We start from the raw sequence: 25525 nt of genomic DNA, 5'->3' as shown, positions 1-25525 counted from the left end.
CGGCGGCCAATCGCATACCAAATCCATTTAATCAGTGCCCCGGCCATCAAACCGCGGCGCTTTTCAACAGCCTGCTAAGGCCGGGCACGCCACTGCGTCGCCCGACTGCACGAGTTCGGCCGCTTCACCGGGAGACCGGCCGAAACGACTGCGATATTCGCGGCTTGATTGCGATGCGCTGTCGCTGCGTCCGCAGTTCGGCCAATCGACGCTCGACTTCGCGCCCAAGTGCCTCGATGCGCTGCGCGAATGTTCACGCGTGGCGCGATCTCATCGAAAGGACCGATTTTCCTGCGGCCTGACGAGCCGATTCATCTGCCACACAACACGCAGTTGGATAAATCAATGCGCCTATCTGGATAACTTTTCTTATCACAATAGCATGATTGAAAATTAAAACTCGTCGTTTCGAAAACGTGTCTGACACGCACCTGATGCCCAACATTCGAACCGCCCACCGGTGTCCCGTTATCGATTTGCGCACAGCCAAGAATCAGGGGAGGGCGCTGGCATCCCAGTCGATCCGATACGCGTGATCGGACGCCAGCCGCTTCGCCGGATTGAAAACCGTCTTCAGCGCGACAGGCATGATGAAATGCATCAGTGCCTTGCCCAACGGTCCCAGCGCTTTTCGGGTGTTGGTCCTTGCCGCAGCCGCCGCAATCGCTTCGACACGCTCGCGACGCAACTGCTCGTAGCGTGCGAATGCGAGAGCGGGCGCCGGAATATCGCGCAGACAACGGGCGAGCTGAATCGCACTTTCAATGGCGAGCGACGCGCCCTGGCCGGAACTCGACGACGGCGCGTGGACGGCGTCGCCAACCAGCACCATGCGGCCGCTATGCCAGCGCGGAACAGGCGGCATCATCTCGCTGGCAATGGGCGCGAACATCTGATCAGGGTCGGTGTGTCGCAGCAGCGTTTGCGCGGGATAGTCATCCCCGTACAACTCGCGCAGTTGCGCGAGCCACTGTGCCGACGGGATATCTCGTATCGCTTCCATCGACGCAGGCATCGCATACGGCAGATTGCCGAACCAGCAGATACCGCGATCCGGATCCGCCCAGTAGCCAAGAAATGCATGCTTGCCGAACACGAAGGTCATCGTGTCGACGGGAATGCGCAGGGTATCGAGCGGCACCAGCGCGCCGAAACCCAGCGTTCCCGCGTAGTGCGGCGCCGGCGCGCCGGGATCGATCAGGCCACGCACCGCGGACCGGATGCCGTCCGCGCCGATCAGGATGTCGCCGTTCGCGTGGCTGCCATCTTCGAACGACGCGCGGACACCGTCGGCTGTCTCGCTCGCGCTCACGAGCCGCTTGCCGTGCACGACCGGAATGTTCGCTTCCACCACGGCATCGCGCAGCACCCTGTAAAGATCGGAGCGATACACGACGCGGCTCGGCTGCATCCCTTCCAGACCATCGAACCGGGTCAGCACCTTGCCTCGATAATCCGCCATTGCCATATGGGCAATCGGCTGGCTCACCGCACGAAGCGCGGCGTCCACGCCGACGATCTTCAGTGCCTCGAGCCCGTTGGGCGAAACCATCAGGCTCGCCCCGATGCCGTCAGCAGATGCAGCGTACGACTCGTAGATGGTCGAGCGAATACCGGCCCTGGCCAGCGCCAGCGCGACAACGGGGCCCGCGATGCCGCCGCCGGCAATCAAAGCATGCTGCACCTTCGCCATTCGGATCACCTCATAATCATATTATGACTACAGTATAGTCAAAGTATGACTATGGAGGCAAGCCGTGCCGTTCTTCGATACCAGGACCCGCAATTGAAACCCCGCTCGAGGCAACCTTCTCCGCTCGCGATGGTGATTCTCGGCTTTGTGCTGGAGGCACCGTCGCACGCATACCGCATGCACGAACTCATCCGGCAGCGCGGTAAAGACAACGTGGTCAACGTCGCGCAACGAAACAGCGTCTACCAGACCCTTTCACAACTGAAGACGGCCGAACTCATCCGTGTTCGCGAGACGGCGCAAGGGGAAGGGCGTCCCGAGCGGGTGGTCTACGAGATCACGCCGCTGGGCAAGAAGACGTTCTACGCGTGGCTGGAAGCGATGCTCGGCGAACCGCGACGCGAGTTCAACGAGTTCCCGGCCGCGCTCGCGACGCTCATGGCGCTGACACCCGAGGTCGCACGCGTGCAGCTGCAGCAGCGCAGCGAAACGCTGAAGCTGCAATTGAGCGAGTCGGTGTCGACCTTCAGGACGTGGCAGGACAAGGGGTTGCCGCGTCTCGTCATGCTGGACGACGAGTACAAGCAGGTGCTGCTGAAAGCCGAGATCCAATGGCTGGACGGATTGATCGCCGAGCTCGAGTCGGGCGCGATGACCTGGAACGAGAAATATCTGCGTGAACTCGCGGCGCAGTTCGGATGATTCGTCGTGGGGTTTGCGATTTTCCGATTTGCTACGCCTGTTTCGCCAAAATCAAACCAATTGATCGAATCGGCGTCGTCTATGCTCGCATGCGTTCATCATTGAATTTAGCGGAATCGGGTAGACGCGCCACGTATCCAGTGTCGGCCGTGGATTGGCTACGACGCTTTTCACAGGGCGTCGATTCGCGGGTGATCTGCGCAAACACCTGATAGTATGAGCGAATCGCTTCGCCATTAATTCCATAAGAAATGAGAGGCCAGCATGACAGGCGAAAGCGCCAATCTCTGTTTCGACAAGTCAGAGGCGAAAACCAACAATGCTCTGCAGCCTCACGCAGATCGCATATCTTCTCGGGGTCAATGCCTCTGTTTTATTATGCAGGCAACATCGAAAAGCACCTTTCAAATGAGAAAAAGAGATGGACTTCCGCGACATATCCACCGTTGATGAGTTACGCGATTTCTTAGGCAGCACGACTTTGATCGGAATTGATAGCGAATATTCTCCGACGATGTCGATCCTGAAAAAGCAATTTGGTGCGAAGGGCATTCATGTCAATCGGTGGTGGGTCATGACCAGCCCGGATTGGCTATGCCCGGCGTGTGGACGCACAAAGCCCAAAATTGTCCGTCTCGATCAGCACCACTTCCTTATGGGTCAGTTGCATGAGCACCACGATCATATGAGAGATCTCGTTCGCAAAACGTTCCTGGCTGAAGCGGTAAAAAGACAGGTCGTAGTTGCGGATGATCTGGCCGAAAAATTCGCCATCAGGACGGCGTTTGGACTTTCTGCCTATGACAACACGGTAATCTGCTCTGATTGCAACTATGCCGATGCACACGCAAAGCGCATGGCAGGAACACATCAGGACTTCTCATTTTCTCCCGCGGAGATCAGGCAATTCGTCGAACCACGACCGAACGTGGGACCGCATCTTATCAATGCCACGATCGCCAGGAAGATTTGGGAGGAGGGGCGCGCCATCTTCGCCATGCGAATGGCCATGGTAAACAGAGTCGCGAAGATGGCGGCTAGCAATTTTCACTGGTATCAAGCTTCCGAAGTTACTGCAGCTCGAACCGAGAAAAGGGCCAAAGACATTTTTAGTTGGACGGGGCTCGCAGAACTCGCAAGGCGTCTGGGCGCCAACGGTGCACCTGAGACGCTCCTCTATAGTACAAGTGTCAGGCGGGGCAACTCGGCCTCGTGGCGCCATAAAAAGACAAAAAGGGCAAACAAGGTTCCCTCTGAGCAAGACATTCAGCTACTGGAGGGAACAAGAGGCAAGTTCTGGAGCCGTGTTGGGCCAGATTGGCATTGTGAGTGCTGTGAACGGTCACGGTTTCAGTGCGTGCGTCCATCGGGGCAGTCACCGTGGGTCTTTGAAGTAAAGGAAAAGGTCCTCTATGACCCTACGGTTCAGCGCCGGTGCACTGTTTATGATCTTTGTGAGGACTGCAGCAACGTCGCGAGGCACCTCGCACGCGAAGCCCTGGATACAGCCGAAGCCGATTTGCGCGATCCGAGCTCTATCGTTTCGCTTGCTGAGTTGAGTGCGGTGATTTGCCCGCAGCCCCACTCGCATCACGATGTGGACAATGAAAAGATCGACGACCTTCTGCATCAATTGATAGACCGGATTTCGGAGTTTTCAGAATCCTAGATTGGCTCGACGGGCGTATCGCGAGGCAAACAAACGACGCCGAATTGATCAAAGAGATCCTGCACATCATCGCCGACTTACCGAACTGGGGTTACCGGCGCGTCTGGGGCAGGTCGCGAAGCGAGCGGCAGAACCAGGGCGCGGCTCTCGCCGACGCCAAGCGAGTCTATCGCGTCATCCGTCCTTGTTATTTCGTCCCCGATTTCCTACGCTGGTTCCTAGCTTGGGATGGTCGATATCCTGGCGGGAGACCAAAAATGCAAATAAAACGAAATTGGACGCGATTGTACCCGGGCGTCTGGGCAGCGCCGATACTTTGCTTCGCAGTTGCGTTCACCCTGCAAGGCTGCGCTTCACCGAGAGTCTCCTATCTCGATGTTACAACGCAGTATCAGGACGGGAAGTGCCCGGGTGAAACGGAGGTTACCGAACCTGATTCAATGGGAGAAACACGTAGGTGTTTGTCGGTTCGCTCGGATGGGCGGCATATTTCCACAATTTCGACGCCACACGTGCCAGCGCTCGATTCTGGACAAATGCTGTATTCCCTTCCCAAGACCGTGATGACGCTGGATGTTTCTGCATCAACATCTCCCAAGGAAGGGGGCAATTCCAGCCCAGAGCCGAATAACCGATCCGAGTGTTCCGCAGCGTCACAGCGGGCATGCTTTAGCGGCGTCAAGCTCAATGAACGGTCGGTAGCCGGCAAAAAGACCTGGCTCGTTAGCCCCGGCGGGGGCCATATCTTCCACGGGGCGACCAAGTTAGCCTCGAGTCCACTGCAAATGACGGAGCCGAGGCTACCTAAGACGGTCTCGGTTTTGTGGACAAATACTGCAGCAAACGCTGCCGCTGCAGGCGGCGTAGCGTTCAGCGGGCTTATCAGCTTTGGCCTCGTCCCGGCAGTAGTCGGTGGCGTGGTCGTCGCGACTGCGACCGCTGGCAAGTCCGCTTTATATACGCAAGATCTTTGCCTGAATTTATTGGGCACCACGTGCGACCAGAAGGGGGTTGGCGTTGCGCCTCCTGCCTATCGCGCAGTGCGCATCCCGGATCAATTCATCTGCGAACGCAAGAGCCCGGGTGCACAGACAAAGTTGCCGGATGCCGGGTCCACCATTCATGCACCGCCTGACGGCGCCCAGGTTCGTCTTGACTTCAGATCAACCGACACAAATTCGTGCTGGCACGTCCTGACGGATCCTGACGGAGGGGAGGCATCGGGGTGGCTATACAGGGTCATCCTGGAAGAGGATATACCTGTAGGCTTGAGTAAGGTTGACATCGATTCACTTGATACCAGTAACTTGCCATCAAACGCTCTGCCGGTCGCAGCATGCATTCACCCTGAGTTGCAGTTCACGTGGTTTGAGGCAACGCCTACCGACCGCAAAACCAAGGCAAACATATTGAAAGGCGATGTGCCGTATATCAAATTGCCAGCGGTGGACGCGGCGTCAGATCAGGCCTATTACGTAAAGCTTCCGGTGAACGGAGACATCCAGTTTGGGGACTTTTGCGGCGCGACGGCTACCGTAAAATCGGCGTCAGGAGGATTAGGCGATACGCTTGGTGCCGTATTCAAATCAGTGGGCGACGACACAGCTGCGCTGTCGAAAGTCACCCCCGCCAAATCGACTTCCTCGTCAGGTAAGTAATGAAAATAGTTTCGCGCTGGCCCGAAATCCGCGTAGCGCCCGCCGAGCCAGATCACGTAACTTCTCGCAGGCCAGCGTCGGGCCAAAATCCGCGTAGCGCTCGCGAATGATCGTCAGCGCTCGCCGAGCCAATTCCTCGCCCAATCGCCGGTTCCCCGGACGACCACGTTTGTGCGACGTCAGTCCAGCCGCTCCAGATTCCCGGTACCGAATCACTAGCCGTTCGATCTGCCGGACCGTTAGGTCCAGTCGTTCGGCCGCGCGGCCAGGCTTCAAACCCGCGTCCACCACAGCCTGGATTACCTTCAGACAGTCGAGTTCTCGCATGTTCAATGTCACCAGTGCTGTTCGGTGCATCGCCGGCTCCATGATCTGACGGGGAGCCGACAAGCTTACCGAGGTCCAAACACGACATTTCTAAAAAGCCCAGACACACAAACTGTCGATAATGATGATTATGTCAAATACGATATTTCCCCCGCAGACACCGTGTCAAGCGTAGATAAAACGCGAGATACGTCACCCGCCCCAGGCAACTGACACCTCAAAATCAGACGCGCGTCGTCGATGGACCGCATGCGGTCGATGCTTCGCCATCGACCGTCCTTAGCGCATCAGCATCGCAAAGAAGCTTGCGGCGATGTACAGCGCGATGCCGTAGTACAGGTGCGTGATAACGCCCTGGCGACGTGCCGCCCAGGGATCCGGCGCACCCGAGCACAGGACACCCATACCGAACGCAGGAACCACGACGAAGAACGGTACCGCGAGCGTGAGGAAACCCGCTGCGATTGCAACTGCCCACGTCGGCTCTGCAATCCAGTCGGTGCCGCCACCGAGCAGGATCGGCAAGAAACCAAACGCAGCGCCCAATGCGTAATGTGCGATCCAGCCGATCGTTTTTTCGCCTGGAATCGGAGGCGACGCAAAAATCGGCTTGTGGAAGAATTGTCCGCGTGCCATGTGCCCAATCCAGCGGCCCACGACATCGAAGCCGTAATTCGGTACCTTGAACGCCTTTTCGAGAAACACGGCCCACACATCCGACAGCGCCGTGGCAATCAGACCGATAAAAACGCCTGCAATGATGATGTCACTCATGGTTTTTCTCTCTGCTTTCCAGACACGAAGCGCGTCGACGCCCCCTGCATCGCGTCGGGTTTTCCACGTCTCAGGACGGAGCCACCACCGAAGGATCGAGCGATGGCAGCTCAAGTTGCTCCGCCATCGCTGAAACGCCCTGCTCGCCGGCAACCTACCGCGCGTTCAGAATCATGTTCAGCACGCGCCGCAGCGGTTCAGCCGCCCCCCACAGCAATTGATCGCCCGTGGTCAACACGCTGTACATCTGCGGCTCGACGTTGAGGCGGCGCAGTCTGCCCACGCCGATCTTCAGCGATCCGCTGACAGCGGCTGGCGACAGCCGTTGAATCGTTTCCTGTCGGGTGTTCGGCACAAAATCGACCCACTGATGCGCATCGCGAATCAGCCTTTCGAGACGATCGAGCTCGACGTTCTCCTTCAGCTTCAGCGTGATCGCAGCCGAGTGGCTCTGCAGTGCAGCGACGCGAACGCAGAGCCCGTCAACCCGGATCGTGCCCGGCGGCAGCCCGAGGATCTTGTTCGTCTCGACTTCGCCCTTCCATTCCTCGCGGCTCACGCCGTTGCCGAGGTCGCTGTCGATCCACGGAATGATGCTGCCCGCGAGGGGCGCGCCGAACGCTTCGATCGGATAATCGCTCGCGCGTGACGCTGCGTGTGCTTTCGCCAGCACGTCGAGCACCGGTGTGTCGGGATCGGCAAGACTGTCGTCGACACGCTTGGCGACCGCCGACATCTGGCCGAGCAGTTCCTTCACATGCTGCGCGCCGGCGCCCGACGCTGCCTGGTAGGTCATCATGCTCATCCATTCGACGAGCCCGGCGCGAAACAGCCCGGTCAGGCCGATGAGCGAGAGCGTGATCGAGCAGTTGCCGCCGATGTAGTTACGCACGCCTGCCGCGATGCCGGCCTCGATCTGTTCATGGTTGACCGGGTCGAGCACGATGATCGAATCGTCATCCATCCGCTTCGCGGACGCCGCATCGATCCAGAAACCAGGCCAGCCCGAAGCGCGCAGCACCGGATACACCGCCTTCGTGTAATCGCCGCCCTGGCAGGTGATGATGATGTCCATCTCGCCGAGTTTTTCGACCGAGTTCGCATCGAGCAGACGATGCTCGGCGCCAAGCGGGTCGCGATACGTGCGCCCTGCAGCCGACGTGCTGAAATACGTCGGCGATATTCTCGAAAAATCGCCCTCGTCGCGCATCCGCTTCAGCAGCATGGAGCCAACCATGCCGCGCCAACCCACCAATCCGACCTTCATCATTGTTTCCCCTGCCTTATCGAAATCGTTTCAATCCTGTTCAACCTTGGTATTCGAGTTGAATCAGTGGGTACGGCCTGCCCTGATCGGATCAACGAATAGCGCCTGCATGTGCCCGTATTCGACGAACATGAAGGCCAACGGATCATCATTGCCGCCCGCGCACAAGTTGCATCGCAACCTCCGCCACGCGTTGACCCAGATGGCGAGCCGTCGCCAGATCCGATTCCGGCGGCACGATATCGGCCGCCTGATCGACATTGGATTGCGCCCCTGCCCCGAGCCAGAATCCCAGGCGGTTCAAGTCCTGATCCGAGCCCGTGGTGGAGTTGTTCGCCGGCGGCAGCGCAAGGTTGACCCAGTGCATGCCGTGCTGGGCGGCAAACAGCGCGATCTGGATCAAGGTGGCAAGCTTGTCGCCGGCGTGAGCGCCCGAGTTCGTAAACCCGGCAGCGACCTTGTCTTTCCATGCGCCCTTGGCCAGGACGGCGTTCGAGGTCGCTTCCTGAAAAGTCTTGAATGCTGCGGACACGCTGGCCATATAGGTCGGCGAGCCAAAGATGATGCCCTCCGCCAATGCCAGGTCGTCCCAGCGAGACGGCGCCTCCTCGGTGGTCAGGAGAAGCGCTTCTGCGCCTTGAATCCGTTCTACACCGGCGCGCACCGCGTCAGCCTGCCTGGCGGTGTGGCCATACAGGCTGTGATAGATGATTGCGATTCGGACAGTCGACATACCTGCTATTCCTTGAACGTGCGGCCGAAGCCGATGGCTTGCGCCGGGCAAGCATGACCCCTGGGGCCGGCCGTCCGGCAGGCCCCATCGGGAAGAAGAAAGCGTTGATGTTCAGTCGCCGGAACTAGCCGATGAGCTGATCCAGTTTGTCGAGAAAGCGAGGCCAGGCCGCGCCGAGGCGCACGTAGCTGAGCGCGGTTGGAGAAGGAAAACCCGACTGCTCCATGTGCAGCAAGGTGCCACCCTCATGTGGCGTCAAGGTCCAGGTGACGATCGTCTTCAGCCCGCTCGCGGATTCCGTGCCATCGCCCCAGCGATAGCTGAGCAGCCGTTCCGGCTCCACCGCGATGACCTGGCAATGTGTGACGCCCGACCACCCGGGCAACGGCGTCGCGCGCAGCGTAAAGCGGTGACCGACCTCAGGCACGAAGTCGTTGGCCATCAGCCACGCCTCGATCAACCAAGATTGCGTGAGTGCGCGCCACACTTTTTCGGGCGGATGCCGAAGGTTCCGCTCCACGACCAGGCTGTGCGATTCTCGCGACGCAGTCATGTGTCCATCCTGTCCAGCAGGTCAGACAACGCGTCGATTCGATCCCGCCAGAAGACGCCGTAGACACCGAGCCAGTCGATCAAGGGCGCGAGCCCCTCCGATCGAGCACGGTAATAGGTTTCTCGTCCTTCCGGGCGCCCTTCCACCAGCCCGGCCTGTCGCAACACGGCCAGATGCTTGGACACGGCGGGCTGCGATACGCCCGCATGCGCGGTCAGTCGTCCGACGGTCTGCTCGCCCTCATGGGAAAGCCGTTGAAAAATGGCCCGGCGGGTCGGCTCGCCCAACGCGGCGAACAGGTCGTTGGCAGTAGGTTCCAATCCATAGCTCAAGGGTTATGAATCGAAATGATAACTGCAGAGTTATGAATTTTCAACCCTGCAACTTGTCATTTGCCGAGACGAGTCGATGCAGCGGATTTCGACGCATCGTCGCGCGTGTCGACGCGCGGGATGTGATGCGCATTGCCTTGATCGACGTCGTGGTGATCACCGAAGGGCTGCACTCGCGCGAACACGTCACGGCAACGTGTAGCGCTCACGCAGCCGGATTCATCCACTCCGTCAGCCCTTCGCGCGCATTCAACTCGAGGAACGTCGGCATCCCCCGAAGGTGCTGGATATAGCGCGCCAGATTCGGCCACGTCGTTGCCGGGCGCGGCATGTTACGCGTCCAGCGCATGAGCATCAGTGCCAGGAAGTCGACCGTGCTCAACCGATCGTTGATCAAATACGAACGACCGTCGGACAGCTGATTGTCGAGATGCGCCATCGACGCCTCGACTTGCTCCTGCGAAAACGCCTTCACCATGTCAGCGCATCGCGGATCGCCATCCGTCTCCGCATAAAACCAGTTTCGCATCGCCGGCAAGACGGAATTGGCGAGATAGATCATCGCCTCGAACCACGCGGCACGTTCAGGCGAGCCCGGATGCGGCGCCAGGCCCGGCTCCGGATGACGTTCGGCGAGCAGCATCAGCAAGGCGGCCGATTCGGTCTGCGGCATGCCGTCGACGACCAGCGTCGGCACTCGGCCGGCGGGATTCAACCGCAGGTACTCGGGCGTATGCTGCGCACCCGTATCGATATCGACGAGTCGCGTTTCGAACGGCACGCCGAGTTCGATCAGCATCCAGTGCACGGCCATGCTTGCCGCACCGGGCGAGTAATACAGAACGTAGGACATGGTCTGAGTTCGTCTCCTTGAGTTGAGCCATCCATGAGCCGTCTGCACGACGACCGTATGTAACCAACCGCACGAAAATCAGCCAGCGAAGCGGCATCACTCCCCCACCGTCTCCGCCTGCCGATCGTCCCGCTTCGCCACCGCCACACGCCGTCCGCGTCGCCCGACCGACGCCACGACCCGAAACGCCACCGGTGCAAACACGAGCCCGAACACCGTCGCTGCCAGCACGCCTCCGAACGCGCCCGTGCCGATCGACCGCCGGCTCTCCGCCCCCGCGCCCGTCGCCAGCACGAGCGGCACGACGCCGAGCAGGAACGCCATCGACGTCATCACGATCGGCCGGAATCGCGCAGCGGCCGCGTCGACCACCGCCTGCCGCAACGGCACGCCGTGCCCGGCCAGGTCGCGCGCGTACTGCACGATCAGGATCGCGTTCTTCGCCGCCAGCCCGACCACGGTGATCATCCCGACCTTGAAATACACGTCGTTCGGCATGCCGCGCGCGAGCGCTGCCGCGATCGCGCCGATCATGCCGAGCGGCACGATCGTCAGCACGGACAGCGGAATCGTCCAGCTCTCGTACAGCGCGGCCAGCGCCATGAAGACCGCGAGCACCGACAGCCCGACGAGCAGCGGCGTCTGCCGCGCGGCAACCTGCTCCTCGCGCGCCGCATCGACCCAGTCGAAGCCGACCCCGGCCGGCAGCGCACCGGCAAGCCGCTCCATCTCCGCCATCGCCGCGCCCGAACTCGTGCCGGTCGCCGCCCGGCCGCTGATGTCGAGCGACGGATAGCCGTTGTACCGGTTCAGCATCACCGGCCCGATCGTCCAGTGCGGCGCGGCAATGGCCGACAGCGGCACCATGTCGCCGGTGCGGTTCGGCACGGTCAGCGCCATCAGCTGCGTATCGGTCGCGCGTGCGACCGGATCGGCTTCGATGATCACCCGCCGCATCCGGCCCGACGCCGGAAAGTCGTTGATGTAGTTCGAGCCGAACGTGCCGCCCAGCAGCCCCGCGATCCGCTCGAACGGTACGCCCAGCGCGTACGCCTTCGCGCGATCGACATCGAGCTCGATACGCGGTGCGTCCGGCAGGTCCTCGAAATGCACGGCTGACAGCAACGGACTCGCCTTCGCGCGTTCGGCAAGCTGCTCGCGGGCCGCCTTCAGCGCGTCGAGCCCGACCCCGCCGCGATCCTCGAGCCGGAACGTGAAGCCGTCGGAATGCCCGATGCCGCGCACCGAAGGCGGCAGCGCCGCCTCGACGTCGCCATCGAGGATCGCGCCGAAACGCCCGTTGAGCCGGTCGCGCAACGCCATTGCGTCGACGTCGCGCTTCGCCCAGTCCTTCAGTTCCACGAACGCCATCCCGACGTTCTGCCCGCTGCCCACGAAACTCCAGCCGATCACGCTCGTCACGTTCGCAATCGCCGGCTCCGCGCGCAGGATTGCCTCCACGCGCTCGACGACTGCAAGCGTGCGCGCCTGCGTGGCGCCGGCCGGCAACTGGATCATCACCTGCAGTTGCCCCTGGTCCTCGGTGGGCAGGAAGCCGCCCGGCATCATCCAGTACAGCAGCCCGCATCCGATCACGAGCGCCGCATAGACGGCCACGACCATGCCGGTACGGTGCACCGCAAACACGGCGACGCGGCGATAACCGGTTTCGGCGCGCGCGAACGCCGCACCGAACCGGTCGGCCAGGCGCGCGCCGATGCCGCGTCGCCGCGCACGGCCGGCGCCGCCATCGTGTCGCGCGACCGGCTTCAGCAGGTTCGCGCACAGCGCGGGCGTGAGCGACAGCGCCATGAACGACGACACCAGCATCGACGCGATCATCGCCACCGCGAATTGCCGGTAGATGCCGCCGACGCTGCCCGGAAAAAACGCCATCGGCACGAACACGGCGGTCAGCACCGCGGTCACGCCGACGATCGCCCCGCCGATCCGCTTCATCGCGCGGCGCGTGGCATCGCGCGGCGACACGCCCTCCTCCATCACGCGGTGCACGCTCTCGACGACGACGATCGCATCGTCGACCAGGATCCCGATCGCCAGCACGAGGCCGAACATCGTGAACACGTTGATCGACAGCCCGAACGCCCACATCGCGACGAACGCGCCCATCAGCGTGACCGGAATCACGACGGTCGGCACCAGCGTGTAGCGCAGGTCGCGCAGGAACAGCCACATCACACAGAACACCAGCACGACGGCCTCGACGAGCGTCAGCACGACTTCGTGGATCGCGATCTTGACGAAGTGCGCGCCGTCAAACGGAATCTCGACCGCCACGCCCGGCGGCAACGTCCGCGACAGCTCGGCGAGCCGCGCGCGGATCGCATTCGACGTTTCGAGCGCGTTGCCGCGCGGGCCGAGCTGGATGCCGACCGTCGCGGCCGGCCGGCCGTTCAGCCGCGAATAGAACGAATAGTCGTCGCGGCCGATCTCGACGCGCGCGACATCGGCGACGCGCACCACCGAGCCGTCCTGTTTCGACTTCAGCACGATCCGGCCGAACTCCTCGGGCGACGTAAGCTGACCCTTGACCACGACCGTCGCGGTGAGCTGCTGGCCGCGCACGAACGGCGCGTCGCCGATCGCACCGGCCGTGACCGTCGCGTTCTGCGCGCCGATCGCCGCGATCACGTCGTCTGCGCCGAGATCGTATTCGCGCAACTTGACCGGATCGAGCCAGACCCGCAGCGCCTCGTCGGCATCCCACAGCTCGGCCGCGCCGACACCCGGCGCGCGCTTCAGCTCGCGCAGCACGTAGCGGTTCAGGTAATCGCCGAGCTGCGCGGAATCGCGCGTGCCGTCGGTCGACGTCAGCGTGACGAGCATCAGGAACGTGTTCGCCGCCTTGAACACGCCGATCCCCTGCTGGACGACCTGCTGCGGCAGCCGCGGCTCGACCTGCTTCAGGCGGTTGTTGACGTCGACGAGCGCGATGTCCGGATCGGTGCTCGGCGAAAACGTCACGTCGATCTCGAGGTTGCCGTGGCCGTCGCTGCTGGTCTCGTAGTACAGCAGCCCGTCGGCACCGTCGAGGCTTTCCTCGATGATGCTGCCGACGTCGGCATCGACCGTCTCGGTCGACGCGCCCGGATAGGACGCGGTGATCACGACCCGCGGCGGCGCCAGGCGCGGATACTGCGCGATCGGCAGCTGCGGAATGGCCAGCACGCCCGCGACGACGATCGCGAGCGCGACGATCCATGCAAAGACGGGACGGTCGATGAAGAATGACGGCATCGGCGAGTGTCGGCGAACGCGCTACAGCGTGAGCTCGAATGAACGCGCGAGCAGCCCCGGCAGCTGCGCGCCTCCGGTGGCGCGCTCGCCGTACGTGTCGTCGCTCGCGAGCAGCGCCGGCGCCGCGCCGAGTTGCTCGAGCTCCGACCCGAACAGCCGGTAGAAGCTGTCGTCGAACCGCATCGCGTCGACCGGCGCGACGATGCGCCCGCCTTCGACCCAGAACGTCGCGAACCGCGTCATCCCCGTCATCCGGCAGGCGATCGGGTCCGAGAAGTTCAGGTACCAGAGGTTGCCGACATAGAGCCCCGTGTCGAGCGCGGCCAGCACGTCGGCCTCGGCAAGCGTGCCGCCCGCGATCGCCAGCGACTGCGGCGCTTCGCCGTTGTCCGCGCCGTTCGGTGTGCGTCCGTGCTCGCGCGCGGTGCGGGCGCACACGAGCTGCCCGGCGCCCCGCCCTTCGACGACGAGCGGCACGCTGTCGCGCCGGTAGCCGTCCGCGTTGAATGCCGGCGCGATGCCCAGCGAAAAGTCCTCGGTGATCGATACGCGCGGATCGAGCGCGACCTCGCCGGCGTACAGGCGATGCAGCGGGCTGCGGGCACTCGCCACCGCGCGTGCCGAAAAGCCGCTCCAGCCGAGCAGGCTCGTCATCTCGTGAATGGCGTCCGGTGCGAAATACGCGCGGTAGCGCCCGGGCGCAAGCGCCTTCGGCGTGCGGCCGAGCACGGGCAGCCGCGCGGCGGCCGCATCGACCTTGGCCGCGAACGCCGCATCGCGCCAGTCGTCGCCCGCATAGACGGTCTTGATCGCCCGGCCGCTCGGGTCGTACAGCGACCAGCTGAAATTGAAATTCTCGACCTCGTACCAGCCGCGGCTGCCGGTCGACGACGCGAAGCCGCGCGCCAGCGTACCGCCCGCGTAAAAGCCGACGAAGTCGAGCCCGCGCGCGGATTCGGCCACGAGTCGCGCGAGCCCGTCCGCATTCGGCAGGCGCCCGGTGCGGCGCGTTTCCTGCACCCACGACGCGGTATCGAACAGCAGGTGCGGGTCGTCCTGCGCATCGCGCAGGCCCTCGCGCAGCACGGCCAGCGCGTCCGCCAGTTCGGGCAAATCGGCCGCCGGATCGCCGCAGACGGTCAGCGCCGAGTGCGCCTGCCGCGCCCCGTCGACGAGCCGCACGGACAGCCGCCCCTGCGTGACGCGCCCGGTCTGGCGAATCCTGCCGCCGTTGAAGCGGATGAAGTCGGACGTTTCGCCGGAGAAGCCGAGCAGCACGGTTTCGGCTGACGTTGCCAGCCGCAGTGCCTCGTCGGCGAGCCGGGCGAAATGCGCGTGCCAGTCGATTCCGGCCTGGCGTGCCATCGGATCGAATCCTGCCATCACGCCCCTCCGAATACGTCGACGCCGGCGAACACGCAGGCCGGCGCGGCGTGGCCGACACGGATGATCTGAGCGGGCTCGCCCTTCCCGCAGTACGGCGTGCCGTAGATGCCGAACGTGCTCGCATCGCCGACCGCGCGCAGGCTGCGCCAGAACTGGGCGGAGATGCCGCGGTAGTTCGGGCGCTTGACGACCTGCGTGAGCCGGCCGTTCTCGATCAGTTGCCCGAATTCGCAGCCGAACTGGAATTTGTTGCGGTGGTCGTCGATCGACCAGGACGTGTTGGTGCGCATCAGGATGCCGTGCTCGGTGCCCGCGATCAGCGCATCGAGCGACTGGTCGCCGGGTTCGACGTTCAGGTTCGCCATCCGGTCGATCGGCGCGCGATTCCAGCTCGACGCGCGCGAGTTGGCCACACCCGGCAGGCCCGCGCGCTGCTGCGACAGCGCCCCGCCAAGCAGCCGTTCGAGCACGCCGTTGCGGATCAGGTACTGCTTGTGCGCCGGCGTGCCGTCGTCGTCGAACGCGTAGGACGCGGCTTCGGCCGTCGGCTCCGGATCGAACGTGACGTTCAGCAGCGGCGAGCCGTACTGATAGTGGCCGAGCATCTCCGGCCTGACGAAGCTCGATCCGGCGAAGTTGCGCTCGTCGCCGAGAATCCGGTCGAGTTCGAGCGGATGGCCGATCGACTCGTGGATCTGCAGCATCATCTGGTCCGGCATCAGCAGCAGGTCGCGCCGGCCGGTCGGGCAGTTCGGCGCGGCGAGCAACTGCAGCGCCTCGTCGGCGACGCGCGCGCCGGCGCCGTCGAAGCCGTAACGTGCCAGCACGTCAACGCCGCCCTGCGCGAGCGTGCCCGATTGACCGAGCGAGCGCGTCTGCGTGTCGCCATCGCCGTGGGCGACGGCCTGCAGCTCGGGCATCAGGAAGCGGAAGCGCTGGTCGATGCGGACCCCGTCGCTCGTCACGTAACTCTGCTCGGTGTGCACGATCATCACGCTCGCCGCGCGCTCGACGATGCGCGCGCCGAGGTTCGCCGCCGCGCATTCGTGCGCGAGACGCTCGATCCATTCCGCGCGCGACGGCAGTGCCGCATCGACATCGGGCGACGCATACGTGCCGCTCGCCTGCGGGCGGGCAGCCTGGCGATGATCGACCAGCGCCCACGGCGCACTGGCCCGCGCCCGCGCGGTCGCGGTGTCGAGCGCCGCCTGCAGCCCGGCCGGGGACAGGTCGGGCGTCGCCGCATAACCCGCGCCGGTACCGGCCCAGGCCGTCAGCATCGCACCGCGCTCGCGCGTGCGCGAGAACGGCTGCGCGACGTCGTTGCGCACCGCATGTTCGTCGATCGTCTCGTCGACGATGCGCAGCGACCAGAAATCGGCGTCGCTGCGTATCGCACGTGCGGCCTGCGCCGCCTGCACGGCTCGGGCGCCCGGCGCCCGGTTCTCGTCAATCATCGGTTCTCTCTTGCCTCTCCTGCGGGCCGCGCTCCGGCGCCAGCATGGACGACGCGAGCAGCGCCCGCGTATACGGATGGGATGGCGCGTGCAACACGTCGAGCGTCTCGCCCTCCTCGACCACGCGCCCCGCCTTCATCACGATGACCCGGTGGGCCATCGCGCGCATCACCGCCAGATCGTGCGTGATGAACAGGTAGCTGAGTTTGTACTTCTTTTGAAGATTCGTCAGCAGATTCAGCACCTGCTTCTGGATCGACACGTCGAGCGCGCTCGTCGGCTCGTCGAGCACCAGTAGTTCCGGCTCCACCGCCAGCGCCCGCGCGATCGCGATCCGCTGCCGCTGCCCGCCGGAAAACTCGTGCGGATAGCGCAGCATCGCCTCGGGCGGCAGGCCGACCTCCTGCAGCAGCGCGGCGATCCGCGCCCGCCGCGCGTCGCCTGCCACCTGCGGCCGGTGCACGCCCAGCCCCTCGCCGACGATCTGCTCGACCGTCATGCGCGGCGACAGCGAGCCGAACGGATCCTGGAACACTACCTGCATGCGCCCGTACAGCGTGCGCCGGCCCTGCGTCGTGTGCAGCGACGCCAGCGGCATCCCGTCGATCTCGATCCCGCCCGACGCCGGCCGCTGCAGGCCGAGCACCGCCGACGCGAGCGTCGATTTCCCCGAGCCCGACTCGCCGACGACCCCGAGCGTTTCGCCACGCTTCAGGCTCAGCTGCACGTCGTGCACGGCGCGAAACGTCGTCTTGCCGAGCACCGAGCGCCAGCCCTTTGCCGCAATGCGATAGTCGACGGCAAGGTGCTGCACGTCGAGGATCGTCTGCGCACCGGCGGCAACCGGCTCGACCGCCCGTTGCGGCGCGCTGTCGAGCAGCCGGCGCGTATACGGATGCTGCGGCGCCGCGAACAGGTCGGCCGTCGTGTTGGTCTCGACCAGCACGCCCTTCTCCATCACGGCCACGCGCTGTGCGAAGCGCCGCACGAGATTCAGGTCGTGCGTGATCAGCAGCACGGCCATCCCGCGCGCGGCGGCCTCCTGCTCCTGCAGCTCGATCAGCAGGTCGACGATCTGCTGGCGCACCGTCACGTCGAGCGCAGTGGTCGGCTCGTCCGCGAGCAGCAGCCGCGGCCGGCACGCGAGCGCCATCGCGATCATCGCGCGTTGACGCTGCCCGCCCGAGAGTTGGTGCGGAAAACTGTCGATGCGCCGCTCCGGCTCCGGAATCCCGGTGCGCCGCAGCAGCGCGATCCCGCGTTCGCGCGCATCGCCCGGGCGCAGCCCCTCGTGCAACCGCAGGCTCTCGGCGATCTGCTTGCCGATCGTATACAACGGATTGAGCGCCGTCATCGGCTCCTGGAACACCATCGCGATATCGGCGCCACGAATTCCGCGCATCTGCTGCTCGGTTTTCGCGAGCAGATCCTCGCCGTCGAACAGCATCCGCCCCGACAGCGTCGCCTGCTGCGCGAGCCGCAGGATCGACAGTGCGGTCACGCTCTTGCCCGACCCCGATTCGCCGACGAGCGCCACCCGCTCGCCGCGGCCGATCGACAGGCTCAGGTCCTGGACGGCCGCGTTCGCGCCGAAATACGCGGAAAACCCGTCGATCTGCAGCAACGGTCTCGTCATCACCGCCCTCCGCCGAATGCCGAGCCGCGCGTGCGCGTGTCGAGCGCGTTGCGCAGCGCATCGCCCATGAAGGTGAGCAGCAGCAGCGTCACCACCAGCGCCGCGAACGCCGCGATCGAGATCCACCACGCGTCCAGGTTGTTCTTGCCCTCCTGCAGCAGCTCGCCGAGGCTCGGCGTCGGCGGCGGCACCCCGAGGCCCAGGAAATCGAGACTCGTCAGCGACAGAATCGCCGCGCTCATCCGGAACGGCAGGAACGTGATCACCGGCGTGAGGCTGTTCGGCAGCACGTGGCGCCACATGATCTGTGCGTTCGTCAGCCCCATCGTGCGTGCCGCCTTCACATAGTCGAGCGCACGGTTACGCAGGAATTCGGCGCGCACGTAGTCGGACAGCACGAGCCAGCCGAACATCGACAACAGGATGAACAGCAGCCACAGCGACGGCGTGAAGATCGACGCGAAAATGATCAGCAGGTACAGGTCGGGCAACGCGCTCCAGATTTCGATCAGCCGCTGCCCGACCAGGTCGGTGCGGCCGCCGTAGAAGCCTTGCAACGCGCCCGTCAGCACACCGACCAGCACGCCAGACACGGTCAGCGCGAACGCCATCAGCACCGACAGCCGGAACCCGTACAGCAGCCGCGCGAGCACGTCGCGGCCGAACTGGTCGGTGCCGAGCCAGTTGCTCGACGACGGCGGCGCCGGATACGGCCGCGACGCGAAATAGTCGATCGTGTCGTAGCGATAACGGTTCGGCGGGTAGATCGCGAAATTGCCGTGCGACTCGATCTTCGCGCGGATATACGGATCGAGATAGTTCGTCATCGCGGGAAAGTCGCCGCCGAACAAGGTCTCCGGATAGTCCTTCACGATCGGGAAGTAGTAGTGCCCGTCGTAGCGCACGATCAGCGGCCGGTCGTTCGACAGCAGGTCTGCGCCGAGGCTCAGCGCGAACAGCACCGTGAAGATCACGAGGCTCCAGTAGCCGAGCGGCTGCGCGCGAAAGCGCAACCACGTGCGCCGCCACGGCGACGGCGAGGCCGCGCACGCGGCGCACGCCTGGTCAGTGGTCCAGGCGGTTGAACTGGATACGGGGGTCGACGAGGACATAGCAGATATCCGCGATGAGTTTGGTCAGCAGGCCGATCAGCGTGAACAGGAACAGCGAGCCGAGCACGACCGGATAGTCGCGGCGGATCACCGAGTCGTACGACAGTTGCCCCATGCCGTCGAGCGAGAACAGCGTCTCGATCAGCAGGTTGCCGTTCAGGAAGGCGCCGACGAACGCGGCCGGCAGCCCGGTCAGCAACGGGATCGCCGCGTTGCGCAGCACGTGCTTCCACAGCACGTCGCGCTCCGGCGCGCCCTTCGCGCGTGCGGTCAGCACGTACTGCCGGCCGATTTCCTCGAGGAAGGTGTTCTTGGTCAGGATCGTGACGATCGCGAAGTTGCCGATGACCGACGCCGTCACCGGCATCACGATGTGCCACAGATAGTCGAGCGCCTTGCCGATCAGCGTCAGGTCGTCGAAGTTGTCGGACGTGAGCCCGCGCATCGGGAACACCTGCCAGAACGTGCCGCCGCCGAACAGCATCAGCAGCAGCACGCCGAGCACGAAACCCGGCACCGCGTAGCCGGCCAGCACCAGCACGCTCGTCACGGTGTCGAACCGCGACCCGTTGCGCACCGCCTTCGCGATGCCGAGCGGCACCGACACCAGGTACGTGAGGATCACCGTCCACATCCCGAGCGTGATCGATACCGGCAGCTTCGAGCGGATCACCGCCCATACGCTGCGGTGCGCGAAATAGGACTGACCGAGGTCGAACGTCGCATAGCTCTTCAGCATCAGCATGTAGCGCTCGAGCGGCGGCTTGTCGAAGCCGAACTGCTTGCGGATCTGCTCGATCTGCTGCGGGTCGACGCCCTGGCTGCCGTGGTAGCCGCCGCCTCCGCCGCCCGCCTCCCCGCCGCGCGCGCTGCCGTGGCGCAACTGCGCGAGCACCTGTTCGACCGGGCCGCCCGGCACGAACTGCGTGACCGCGAACGTGATCGTCACCACGCCGATCAGCGTCGGGATCATCAGCAGCAATCGCCTGAGTATGTATGCCAGCATCGTCGTTCCTCCGTCAGGCGGCCGGCGCGGGTTTCGCCGCCGGTTGCTTCAGGTACCAGTAGTCGATGATCCAGTCCTCGTATTGATAGGAATCCGGCACGATCGCCGGGTGGCCGAGCGTCGCCTTGTACGCGATCCGCGCATTCGGCAGGTAGTACTGCGGGATCAGCGCGTACAGGTTGATCAGCACGCGGTCGAGCGCGTGCGTGGCCGTCTCGAGATCGTCGAGCGTGTCGGCCGCGAGCGCCGCGCGAATCAGCGCATCGACCGCCTTCGACTTCACACCCGGATAGTTCTCGGAGCCCGGCTGCGACGCAGCCGCGCTGCCGAAGCGGCGCGTCAGCTCCGCGCCCGGGATCGTCACCGGCAGGTAGATGTAGGTCGTCATGTCGTACTCGAAATTGTCGAGGCGCTTCAGGTAGACCGCGCTGTCGATCTCGCGCAGGTAAGCGTGGATGCCGAGCATCGCGAGCGCCTGCGTGTACGGCAGGATCAGGCGGTCCATGCCGGGCTGGTCGTCGATAATCTCGATCGTCATCGGCGTGCCGTTCGCGTCGCGCAGCGCGCCGTCGCGGTAATGCCAGCCGGCCTGCGCGAGCAGGTCGCGTGATTCCTTCAGGTTCGCGCGCAACGAGTTGGGCGGCAGCGTCGACGGCTGCCGGACCATCGGCCCGAACACCTCCGGGGGCAGCGTCGAACGGAACGGTTCGAGCAGCGCAAGCTCCTTCTCGCTCGGCATGCCGGATGCCGCGAACGGGCTCGCCTCCCAGAAGCTGTTGGTCCGGCGGTATTGCCCGTAGAACATCATCCGGCTCATCCAGTCGAAATCGAACGCCAGCGCGAGCGCATGCCGCACCCGCACGTCCTGGAACATCGGCTTGCGCATGTTGATCAGGAAGCCCTGCATCTGTGCGGGGCCGTCGGGAAACTCGCCGCGCTTCAGCATGCCGTTGCGAAAATTCTTGCCGACGTACTTGCGTGCCCACTGCGTCGCGCTGTATTCCATCCGCGCGTCGATGTCGCCGGCCTTGAATGCCTCGAGCGCCGTGTACTGGTCCAGGTACAGCTTGAACGACACGTGCGCGAAGCGGAACATGCCGCGCCGCGACGGCAGGTTCGCTGCCCAATAGTGCGGGTCGCGCACGTAGCTGATCTGCTTGTCGTTCTTGCGCTGGTCGATCAGGTACGGGCCGCTCGCGATCGGCGGCACGTTCGCGATCTGGTCGAACGGCGGTCGCGTGCCGTCCGCGCGCTGCCCCCACTTCGGCGAGAACACCGGCAGGTCGCCCGCGATCAGCGCGGCGTCGCGCTCCGCGTGCTTGAACTCGAAGCGCACCGTGTGGCCGTCGACGACCACCGCGCGCCTGATGATCGCGAACTGCGCGTTGAACAGCGGCGAGGCCTGCGGGCTCGTCAGCGTGTCGAACGAATATTTGACGTCGGCCGCGGTGATCGGGTCGCCGTTCGAGAAGCGTGCGGCCGGGTTGAGGTGGAACGTCGCCGACAGCCCGTCGGGCGCGACGTCGACATCGTCTGCAATCAGCGCGTATTCGGATGCGAGCTCGTCCCAGCTGCGCTGCATCAGCGTGTCGAACATCAGGTTCTTGATGTCCGGTGCGGGCGCGCCGCGCACGAGGAACGGGTTCAGCGAATCGTAGCTCTGCGATTCGTCGTAGTTTTCGAACTGGAGCGTGCCGCTGTCCGGCGCATCCGCATTCGCGTAATCGAAATGCGTGAAGCCCGGCGGATACTTCTGATGGTCGTATTGCGAGATCGCCTGCACCGCGAGCGCAGCCTGCGGCATGACGCCGCCCGACACGAGCCACGCGGCGCACACGAGCAACGCGGTGCGCGTGGCGGCGCGCATCCGCGCGTATGTGCGCTGCAGGTGCGAGTGGCGTGGCACATGTGCCCGTCGCCCATTCAACAGTCTCATGGTCGGTCAGTCCGGAAGCGTGCGGGTGCGAAGCCTGCGCGCGGTCGATGCCTGTGCCGGACGCCGCATGCCGGCTGCGTCCCGCGGATGGTTCGTGCTGGTCACGATCGAACAAGCTGCGCCACCGTGCGTCCCGGTTGCGGGCCGTCGTGGCGCCAGGCGAAAAAAGGCCGCTCCAAAAAGGGGGTAGTGGACGTGGAGCGGCCGGTCTAAGCCTGTCAGTGCATCGCGATCGCCATCAGAACTTGTACGTCGCGCCGATCTGCGCGAACCGGCCGATATACGAATACACCGACGTGTCGTACCCGCTCTGGTCCAGCGTGCCGTTCGCGAAGATCGGGTCGTACGGCGGCGTGCGGTTGAAGAGGTTGTTGATGCCGCCGTAGATCGTCCAGTTCTTGAAGCCTGTGTACGACATCATCAGGTTGAACTGGCTGTACGAACCGACCTTCGACGGCGCGGGCGCCGGCGTGAGGTTCTGCGCGTACGGGCCCGTGAACTGCCACGTCAGCGCCGCATCGAACTTCCGGTAGTTCCAGTCCAGCGTCGTGTTGCCGCGCCAGCGCGGGAAGCTGCCGCCGAACGGCTGCGTGATCGTGAAGTTGTTGCCCGCGCCGTTGACCGGCGTACCGCCCGGGAAGCCGATCTTGTAGCTGTTGATGTAAGCCCAGTCGCCCGACAGCGTGACCGTGCCCCAGCCCTTGAGCGGCAGGCCCTGGCGGAACGTGCCTTCGAAGCCGTTGGTGTCGAGGTAGCCGAGGTTCTGGTACGGGATCACCTTGTACAGCAGCTGGCCCGTCGTCGGGTCGGTCGCGATCTGCGACGGCGTGCCCTGGCCGATCACGTTGTCGATGCGGATCTTGTACCAGTCGAAGCCGATATCCGTGTACCGGCTCGGCGACACCTGGAAGCCGATGTTGAAGTTGCGCGTGCGTTCCGGCGCGAGGTTCGGGTTGCCGACGGTGATCGACGTATAGTTCTGGCCGGTGGCCGGGTCGATCTGGATGCCGAGCGTCTGCGACTTGCTGTCCTCGACGAAGGTCGGCGCGCGGAAGCCGCGGTTGTACGACGTATACAGCGTGAGCGCCTTGATCGGCTGGTACCGCAACGCGAAGCGCGGCGAGAAGGCGCCGCCCACGTCCGTGTAGTGATCGTAGCGGCCCGCCTGGCTGAACGTCAGGTTCTCGAGGATCGGCACGTTGATCTGGTAATAGACCGCCGCGACGTTGCGCTGGCCATCCACCGTCTCGAGGTCCGGCGTGATGACGGCCCCGCTCAGGTATTCGGAGCCCGGCGTCAGCGTTTCGCTCTGGTGCGTGAACTGCGCGCCGAAACCGATGCCGACGTCACCCGTCGGCAGATGGAACAGGTTCGGCGTCGATATCGTCGCGTCGATCGTGTCGAGCTTCGAGATGCCGAGGTTGTTCGCCTCCTGATAAAGCCCGTTGAACGCGTTCGGCGTCGCCGCCGGGTTCGCGAAATTCAGCGTGCCGTTCTGGTAGATGTTGTTCAGCGCATTGACGTTGAGCTGGTTCGTGAACACGTTCGACACCGTGCTCTGCGAATGACTGACCGACGTCGCCCAATCCCAGTCGCCGTACGGCAGCGTAAACGATCCCTTGATCCCGGCGGCCGCGCGCCAGTAGTTGGCCCAGGTCTTTTGCGCGACCGTGTTCGGAAACGCGTAGGTGAGCGGCGTGGCCGCGCCCGTCGTGTTGTACGGGTTGCTGACCGGTACCGTGAAGTTGAACGGCGACAGCAGCTTCGTCTGCGGATTCCAGACGAGCGCCGGATTCTGCGAGTTGCCGATCACGTTGTTCCACAGGCCGTCGTTGGTCGTGGTCGTGTTGTAGCTCTCGAGGAAATCCGCGAATGCGGTCGTCTTGTCGTCGATCTTGAAGTCCGCATGGAGCTTCGCGTTCAGGCGCTCGGTCATCGGCAGGATCGACGTGCTTTCAGCCGTGTTGTACCCGCAGACCGTGCCCGGCGAACCGGCCGACAGCGAATTCGACACCGCCGGATGGACCGAGCCGCCGAACGGGCAGCCGCCGCTCAGCGCCTGCGCGACGCCGCCGGGCATGTTCCAGTACGACGGCGCGAGCAGCGAGAAGCCGCCCGGCTTGCCCGTGAAGTCCTGGTTGCGCGTCGAATCGCGATCGGCGAGCGTGAAGCCGTTCGACTTGTAGTAGCTGAGCGCGGCCGTCACGTTGAAGCGGTCGGCGTTCAGGTCGCCGAAGCCGCCGAGCACGCCGAACTTCACGGTGCCGTCGCCATTGCCGGCGTTGATTGCGCTGCCCAGGCTGCCGTCGAGCTGCAGGCCGCGGAAATTGTGTTTCGTGATGATGTTGACGACACCGCCGATCGCGTCGGAACCGTACTGCGACACGGCGCCCGTCTTCACGATTTCGATCCGCTCGATATCGTTGAGCGGGATCGTGTTGAGGTCGAAGAACGAGTCGACGCTGTTCGAGAAGAATGCGTACGGTGCGACGCGCTGGCCGTCGACCATCACGAGCGTGTACTTCTCGGACAAGCCGCGCAGCGCGATGCCGGCCGCGCCGGCCGCGAAGTTGCCCGATTGCCCTTCGCCCCAGCTGTTCGCCGAGTTGGCCGCCGCATCGCGCAGGAAGTCGGTGACGGACACCGCGCCGCTGGCCTGGATTTCCTTCGGCGTGATCGTCTGCACCTGCTGGAATCCGGTCTTGTCGGCCTGCCGGATCAGCGAACCCGTCACTTCGAATCGCTTGATCTGCGCGACCTTGCCCTGCCCGTTCGCACCCGGTACGGCGGGCGTCGCTTCGGCTGCCGCACCGGCGGCTGCATCGGGCGCGGCGGGCGCTGCGGTGCCCGTGGCAGCGGCGGCACCCGGCGTGCCGCCCGCCTGTGCAACGGTCACGGGCGCGCCGCTCGCGACCGCATCCGCGATCGCGACGGCGCCCGGCGCCGGCTGGCTCTGGGCGAACGCCGGCGGCGCCAATGCGGCCGTCAACGCCAGTTCCGCCCAGACTATCCTCTTGATGGCCAACGCCAAAACTCTCTGCTTCATCTTGTTCCCTCTCGCTCGTAGTAAGACCCCACCTGCTGCGCGCCGGAACCTTGTGGATTCCTTGCGCGTCCTGGGTGCCCGTGTACCGGAACCCGCGATTGCCACGCTTTCGACTGCCACGACTCGA

Annotated in this window: 18 protein-coding genes and 2 pseudogenes; 4 read left to right on the top strand and 16 right to left on the bottom strand. The window is 64.3% G+C overall.

Going from position 1 to position 25525, the window contains the following annotated elements; genetic code table 11:
• Window positions 1-493: 493 nt before the first annotated feature.
• Window positions 494-1693, bottom strand: coding sequence for an FAD-dependent oxidoreductase (locus BDI24065_RS07625; protein ID WP_175030686.1), 1200 nt, complete (start codon window positions 1691-1693; stop codon window positions 494-496).
• 45 nt (window positions 1694-1738) lie between these two features.
• Between BDI24065_RS07625 and BDI24065_RS07620 the strand changes: the two genes are divergently transcribed.
• From BDI24065_RS07620 to BDI24065_RS07610, 4 genes and pseudogenes are all read left to right on the top strand, one after another.
• Window positions 1739-2395, top strand: coding sequence for a PadR family transcriptional regulator (locus BDI24065_RS07620; RefSeq protein ID WP_368040775.1), 657 nt, complete (start codon window positions 1739-1741; stop codon window positions 2393-2395).
• 421 nt (window positions 2396-2816) lie between these two features.
• Window positions 2817-4064, top strand: coding sequence for a hypothetical protein (locus BDI24065_RS07615; RefSeq protein ID WP_175030685.1), 1248 nt, complete (start codon window positions 2817-2819; stop codon window positions 4062-4064).
• A pseudogene (locus BDI24065_RS41005) lies at window positions 4064-4246 on the top strand (IS3 family transposase); the annotation flags it as partial. The gene BDI24065_RS07615 and the pseudogene BDI24065_RS41005, both read left to right, overlap by 1 nt.
• A gap of 354 nt (window positions 4247-4600) precedes the next feature.
• The gene (locus BDI24065_RS07610; RefSeq protein ID WP_175030684.1) at window positions 4601-5722 is read left to right on the top strand and encodes a hypothetical protein; all 1122 of its coding nucleotides are present in this window, start codon (window positions 4601-4603) and stop codon (window positions 5720-5722) included.
• Window positions 5723-5779: 57 nt separating this feature from the next.
• On the opposite strand, the pseudogene BDI24065_RS07605 reads toward BDI24065_RS07610, so the two are convergent.
• The 15 genes and pseudogenes from BDI24065_RS07605 to BDI24065_RS07535 all read right to left on the bottom strand — a co-directional run.
• Window positions 5780-6079 (bottom strand): annotated as a pseudogene (locus tag BDI24065_RS07605) (helix-turn-helix domain-containing protein); the annotation flags it as partial.
• A gap of 249 nt (window positions 6080-6328) precedes the next feature.
• Window positions 6329-6823: a DUF2938 family protein gene (locus BDI24065_RS07600; RefSeq protein ID WP_175030683.1), complete on the bottom strand. Its 495-nt coding sequence runs from the start codon at window positions 6821-6823 to the stop codon at window positions 6329-6331.
• 154 nt (window positions 6824-6977) lie between these two features.
• Window positions 6978-8090 carry an aspartate-semialdehyde dehydrogenase gene (gene asd, locus BDI24065_RS07595; RefSeq protein ID WP_217481805.1) on the bottom strand — a complete coding sequence of 371 codons (1113 nt, stop codon included), beginning with the start codon at window positions 8088-8090 and terminating at the stop codon, window positions 6978-6980.
• 148 nt (window positions 8091-8238) lie between these two features.
• Complete coding sequence (locus BDI24065_RS07590) at window positions 8239-8823, bottom strand: flavodoxin family protein (protein ID WP_175030681.1); 585 nt, start codon at window positions 8821-8823, stop codon at window positions 8239-8241.
• A gap of 124 nt (window positions 8824-8947) precedes the next feature.
• The gene (locus tag BDI24065_RS07585; protein ID WP_175030680.1) at window positions 8948-9376 is read right to left on the bottom strand and encodes an SRPBCC family protein; all 429 of its coding nucleotides are present in this window, start codon (window positions 9374-9376) and stop codon (window positions 8948-8950) included.
• Window positions 9373-9708, bottom strand: coding sequence for an ArsR/SmtB family transcription factor (locus BDI24065_RS07580; protein ID WP_438820001.1), 336 nt, complete (start codon window positions 9706-9708; stop codon window positions 9373-9375). Before BDI24065_RS07580 ends, BDI24065_RS07585 begins: the two co-directional genes overlap by 4 nt.
• Before the next feature lie 205 nt (window positions 9709-9913).
• Window positions 9914-10561, bottom strand: a complete 648-nt coding sequence (locus BDI24065_RS07575) for a glutathione S-transferase family protein (protein WP_175030679.1) — start codon at window positions 10559-10561, stop codon at window positions 9914-9916.
• Window positions 10562-10657: 96 nt separating this feature from the next.
• Complete coding sequence (locus tag BDI24065_RS07570; protein ID WP_175030678.1) at window positions 10658-13819, bottom strand: multidrug efflux RND transporter permease subunit; 3162 nt, start codon at window positions 13817-13819, stop codon at window positions 10658-10660.
• Between the two features lie 21 nt (window positions 13820-13840).
• Window positions 13841-15202: a TldD/PmbA family protein gene (locus BDI24065_RS07565; RefSeq protein WP_175030677.1), complete on the bottom strand. Its 1362-nt coding sequence runs from the start codon at window positions 15200-15202 to the stop codon at window positions 13841-13843.
• Complete coding sequence (locus BDI24065_RS07560; protein WP_175030676.1) at window positions 15202-16662, bottom strand: TldD/PmbA family protein; 1461 nt, start codon at window positions 16660-16662, stop codon at window positions 15202-15204. The genes BDI24065_RS07565 and BDI24065_RS07560 overlap by 1 nt, the downstream gene beginning before the upstream one ends.
• Window positions 16655-18298 (bottom strand): ABC transporter ATP-binding protein, encoded by a 1644-nt coding sequence (locus BDI24065_RS07555; RefSeq protein WP_175030675.1) that lies wholly within the window; start codon window positions 18296-18298, stop codon window positions 16655-16657. Before BDI24065_RS07555 ends, BDI24065_RS07560 begins: the two co-directional genes overlap by 8 nt.
• The gene (locus tag BDI24065_RS07550) at window positions 18298-19410 is read right to left on the bottom strand and encodes an ABC transporter permease (RefSeq protein ID WP_175030674.1); all 1113 of its coding nucleotides are present in this window, start codon (window positions 19408-19410) and stop codon (window positions 18298-18300) included. The genes BDI24065_RS07555 and BDI24065_RS07550 overlap by 1 nt, the downstream gene beginning before the upstream one ends.
• Window positions 19364-20416: a microcin C ABC transporter permease YejB gene (locus BDI24065_RS07545; protein WP_175030673.1), complete on the bottom strand. Its 1053-nt coding sequence runs from the start codon at window positions 20414-20416 to the stop codon at window positions 19364-19366. Before BDI24065_RS07545 ends, BDI24065_RS07550 begins: the two co-directional genes overlap by 47 nt.
• 13 nt (window positions 20417-20429) lie before the next feature.
• Window positions 20430-22352: an extracellular solute-binding protein gene (locus BDI24065_RS07540; protein WP_175030672.1), complete on the bottom strand. Its 1923-nt coding sequence runs from the start codon at window positions 22350-22352 to the stop codon at window positions 20430-20432.
• Between the two features lie 238 nt (window positions 22353-22590).
• The gene (locus BDI24065_RS07535) at window positions 22591-25398 is read right to left on the bottom strand and encodes a TonB-dependent receptor (protein WP_175030671.1); all 2808 of its coding nucleotides are present in this window, start codon (window positions 25396-25398) and stop codon (window positions 22591-22593) included.
• Between the last annotated feature and the right edge of the window lie 127 nt (window positions 25399-25525).

Origin of the sequence: Burkholderia lata (genome assembly GCF_902499025.1) — a bacterium.
GTDB classification, from domain to species: Bacteria; Pseudomonadota; Gammaproteobacteria; order Burkholderiales; family Burkholderiaceae; genus Burkholderia; species Burkholderia lata_C.
This window is presented reverse-complemented; position numbering and strand designations above follow the sequence as displayed.

Excerpts from the sequence above, each read along its gene's own strand:
- BDI24065_RS07625 (WP_175030686.1), bottom strand. The coding sequence starts at position 1,693 with ATGGCGAAGGTGCAGCATGCTTTGATTGCCGGCGGCGGCATCGCGGGC.
- BDI24065_RS07620 (WP_368040775.1), top strand. The coding sequence starts at position 1,739 with ATGACTATGGAGGCAAGCCGTGCCGTTCTTCGATACCAGGACCCGCAA.
- BDI24065_RS07615 (WP_175030685.1), top strand. The coding sequence starts at position 2,817 with ATGGACTTCCGCGACATATCCACCGTTGATGAGTTACGCGATTTCTTA.
- BDI24065_RS07610 (WP_175030684.1), top strand. The coding sequence starts at position 4,601 with ATGCTGTATTCCCTTCCCAAGACCGTGATGACGCTGGATGTTTCTGCA.
- BDI24065_RS07600 (WP_175030683.1), bottom strand. The coding sequence starts at position 6,823 with ATGAGTGACATCATCATTGCAGGCGTTTTTATCGGTCTGATTGCCACG.
- asd (WP_217481805.1), bottom strand. The coding sequence starts at position 8,090 with ATGAAGGTCGGATTGGTGGGTTGGCGCGGCATGGTTGGCTCCATGCTG.
- BDI24065_RS07590 (WP_175030681.1), bottom strand. The coding sequence starts at position 8,823 with ATGTCGACTGTCCGAATCGCAATCATCTATCACAGCCTGTATGGCCAC.
- BDI24065_RS07585 (WP_175030680.1), bottom strand. The coding sequence starts at position 9,376 with ATGACTGCGTCGCGAGAATCGCACAGCCTGGTCGTGGAGCGGAACCTT.
- BDI24065_RS07575 (WP_175030679.1), bottom strand. The coding sequence starts at position 10,561 with ATGTCCTACGTTCTGTATTACTCGCCCGGTGCGGCAAGCATGGCCGTG.
- BDI24065_RS07570 (WP_175030678.1), bottom strand. The coding sequence starts at position 13,819 with ATGCCGTCATTCTTCATCGACCGTCCCGTCTTTGCATGGATCGTCGCG.
- BDI24065_RS07565 (WP_175030677.1), bottom strand. The coding sequence starts at position 15,202 with ATGGCAGGATTCGATCCGATGGCACGCCAGGCCGGAATCGACTGGCAC.
- BDI24065_RS07560 (WP_175030676.1), bottom strand. The coding sequence starts at position 16,662 with ATGATTGACGAGAACCGGGCGCCGGGCGCCCGAGCCGTGCAGGCGGCG.
- BDI24065_RS07555 (WP_175030675.1), bottom strand. The coding sequence starts at position 18,298 with ATGACGAGACCGTTGCTGCAGATCGACGGGTTTTCCGCGTATTTCGGC.
- BDI24065_RS07550 (WP_175030674.1), bottom strand. The coding sequence starts at position 19,410 with ATGTCCTCGTCGACCCCCGTATCCAGTTCAACCGCCTGGACCACTGAC.
- BDI24065_RS07545 (WP_175030673.1), bottom strand. The coding sequence starts at position 20,416 with ATGCTGGCATACATACTCAGGCGATTGCTGCTGATGATCCCGACGCTG.
- BDI24065_RS07540 (WP_175030672.1), bottom strand. The coding sequence starts at position 22,352 with ATGAGACTGTTGAATGGGCGACGGGCACATGTGCCACGCCACTCGCAC.
- BDI24065_RS07535 (WP_175030671.1), bottom strand. The coding sequence starts at position 25,398 with ATGAAGCAGAGAGTTTTGGCGTTGGCCATCAAGAGGATAGTCTGGGCG.